Source organism: Mycobacterium sp. TH-M82 (assembly GCF_057473605.1).
In genome coordinates this window covers 1-2,523 of the sequence record NZ_JBYCKY010000490.1, presented here as the reverse complement: position 1 = coordinate 2,523, position 2,523 = coordinate 1, and the positions used below count along the sequence as shown (strand labels likewise).

Genomic DNA, 2,523 nt, shown 5'->3' with positions numbered 1-2,523 from the left:
CCAGGTGACGCCGCGGTCGCCTTCTCGGCCCTGCATCGCGTGGATCACCTGGACCACGTTGGTGGGCAGGTTGGTGTGGGTGATCTGCACTCCGGTTGGGGTGCGGGTGGAACCGGAGGTGTACTGCAGGTAGGCGACGGTGCCGGGGGAGACCTTGACCAGCTCCCAAGTGGCGCCGACCTCGGCGGGGACCGCGTCGACGGCGATCACCCGGGGCCGATCCTTGGCCGGGCGGGTACGGAAGAATTTGCGCACACCCTCGGCGGCGTCGCCGGTGGTCAGGATCGCCGACGGGGCGCAGTCGTCGAGGACGGCGTGCAACCGGCCGACGTGGCCGGGCTCACCGGGGTCGAACAGCGGCACCGCGATCCGGCCGGAGTACAAGATGGAGAAGAACGAGACCAGGTAGTCCAGGTTCTGCCCGCACAGGATGGCGACCCGGTCACCGGGCTGGGTGACCTGTTGCAGCCGGGCACCCACGGCACGGTTGCGGGCACCGAACTCGGCCCAGGAGATGTGCCGCGCAACACCGTCGCGCTCGGTCGAGTAGTCCAGGAACGTGTACGCCACCTTCTCGGCGCGCAGGTTCGCCCAGCGCTCGACGATCTTCACCAGGCTGTCGGTCTCCGGAAGCCGGATCTTCCCGTCCTTGACGAACGGATTGAGATACTCCGCCTGGGCCCTCACGACCATGCCAAATCTCCTGTCACACACCTGCACCGGCTCGCGCTCCGGCCGGGGCTGCGGCCATGAGCTCTTAAATTCCTCTTAATGTTAGAGGTCGATGGGGCGCACGCCAAATCACCCGCGGCATGCGTTACGACCTTGTGATGTACCTCGTGATCTACTTTGCGATGTTCCGTCGGCGGCCGCCCTCATCCGTGCTTCGGACGCGGTGCGTTGTCGATGAGACCACGCGCCCAGTTCAACGTCCACTGCGTCGCCGACTCCCCGTCATGGTCCCAGAACTCGGTGGTGGCATACATCGCGTGCACCGGCTGGCCGGCGCCGCCGGCCAGGGCGTCGAGGGTGGCCGGCAGCCTGGTGATGCTGAATGCCTCCTGCGGGGCCGCGCAGATCAGGTCGGCGGGCGCGCAGATCTCGTTGGTGCGGTGATTGAGCGCGCCGAAGCCCCCCGGCCGGGCGCCGGTCATGGTGATCCCCAACGCCGACAGGACCGGCAGCTCGTGCAGGGTGACCTCCGCGCCCTGACCCGGCGGGGTGGGTGGGATGTCGACGCCGCTGCTCGGTGTCCTTCGGCCGTCGGCGATCAGCGTGGCGCCGAGCACCAGGTCTTCGTCGACCGGTCCGCGATCGTTGCCGATGTCGCCGACGACGTCGCCGGCAATGACCGCGCCTTGCGAAAAGCCGACGAGCAGGTAGCTGGTCAGCGGGCACTTGGCATTCATGTCGGTGATCGCATTGACCGTCGCGTGAAAGCCCTCGCCCCGGCTGTCGTTGTAGCTCATCTGGTCGTCGGCGCCGATCGGGTTATGAAACTGCGCGGTGTAGGCAACGGTGTATGTCTGTACCCGGCCGGGGTCGAACTGCTCGGCGATCGGCCTGGTGACGGTCAGCAGCAGCGCCTTGGGGAACTCGGTGGGGTCCAACGGGTCCTGGGTCGGCGACGACTCCCAGGTGCCGGGCACCGAGATCAACTGCACGTCCGGGCAGCCGGCGTCCTGAAACGCCGGGCGTGGCTTTTTGGCGTGCGGCGTGGCGCCGCTCGGCGGCACTGCCTCCGGCGCCGTCGCGCTCGGTGGTGACATACCTGAAACGGGACGGCGGATCCAGATCACCACCGCCGCCACCACCAGCGCCACCACCAGCGACATCGCCGCTGCCGCGGTCCAGCCGAGGATGCGACGCCGCCGGCGCCGGGATCTCTGGGATCTCTGGGATCCTCGGGCGCTTCGCGAAGTTTTGGCCATCTTCTCCTGCCGGCGGCGTCAGTCGGTCGGTGGTGGGCAGATGCCCGGCGCCGCCCACAGCCCCCTGTTGACCCTGTAGGGTACCGACTCAGTCCGACCGGCCCCCGATGCTACCCGATGAGTTACTTGATGGCCCCGACGATGTCGGGTGCCATCACACCCAGTTGCGAACGCCAGGACCCCCAGCCGTTGTCGACGCCGTCTGGGAACTCGAAGTGTCCGTTGTGGGCGCGGACGTAGCGATATTGCGAATAGAAGAAACGGCCGTCGCCGGCTGTCACGTCCGGATAACCGATCATCGCGGCCGGATCACTGGCGCCGCCGCTTGGGGCGAAGACCCACACCCGGGTGTTGTTCTGCGCAAGCAGGGACGCATGCACGAAGGGGTCGTGAAACTTCCACCGGCCCAGCTGCGGCGCACCCCACATGCCGTAGGGGTCCACCCCGCCCCACTGTTGCATGCCCGAGATAATGGTGCCGTTGACGGTGGTCGCGGACGGGTACAGGAAACCCGACATCGAACCGCCGTACCCGAACCGGTCGGGGTGGAAGGTGGCCAGCGCCATCGCGCCGTACCCGCCTTGTGCGGCAC

3 protein-coding genes are annotated in these 2,523 nt (G+C 67.7%); all 3 read right to left on the bottom strand.

What is annotated here, in order from left to right; all coding sequences use genetic code 11:
• On the bottom strand, nt 1-693 hold a 693-nt coding region (locus AC2VON_RS15295; RefSeq protein ID WP_486953715.1), incomplete at its 3' end, for an AMP-binding protein.
• A gap of 182 nt (nt 694-875) precedes the next feature.
• Nucleotides 876-1,931, bottom strand: coding sequence for a carboxylesterase Culp6 (gene culp6, locus AC2VON_RS15290; RefSeq protein WP_486953714.1), 1,056 nt, complete (start codon nt 1,929-1,931; stop codon nt 876-878).
• Nucleotides 1,932-2,053: 122 nt separating this feature from the next.
• Nucleotides 2,054-2,523: alpha/beta hydrolase-fold protein (locus tag AC2VON_RS15285; protein ID WP_486953713.1), on the bottom strand; the 470-nt coding region annotated here is incomplete at its 5' end.

Excerpts from the sequence above, each read along its gene's own strand:
- culp6 (WP_486953714.1), bottom strand. The coding sequence starts at position 1,931 with ATGGCCAAAACTTCGCGAAGCGCCCGAGGATCCCAGAGATCCCAGAGA.